Source organism: Shigella sp. FC1967 (genome assembly GCF_001743005.1).
Classification (GTDB): Bacteria; Pseudomonadota; Gammaproteobacteria; order Enterobacterales; family Enterobacteriaceae; genus Proteus.
Genome location: NZ_MIIZ01000369.1, coordinates 1 through 231 on the forward strand (window position 1 = coordinate 1; position 231 = coordinate 231).

The window sequence follows — 231 nt, forward strand, 5'->3', positions numbered from 1 at the left end:
AAACTGCTCATTTTTTTTGATTAAAAAATCGTTAATAATGTGGAATGAAAATTCTTGTGGCTGAGTAAATTCAATAAATGGAAACTTAAGTGCAAGCTGACACCACGATAATAATACGGGACGTTGCCGTTTAAACTGCTCATTTTTTTTGATTAAAAAATCGTTAATAATGTGGAATGAAAATTCTTGTGGCTGAGTAAATTCAATAAATGGAAACTTAAGTGCAAGCTG

Annotated in this window: 1 pseudogene; it reads right to left on the minus strand. The window is 30.7% G+C overall.

Annotated features, from left to right (window positions below):
- Positions 1–231, minus strand: a pseudogene (locus BHE89_RS24230) (hypothetical protein); the annotation flags it as partial.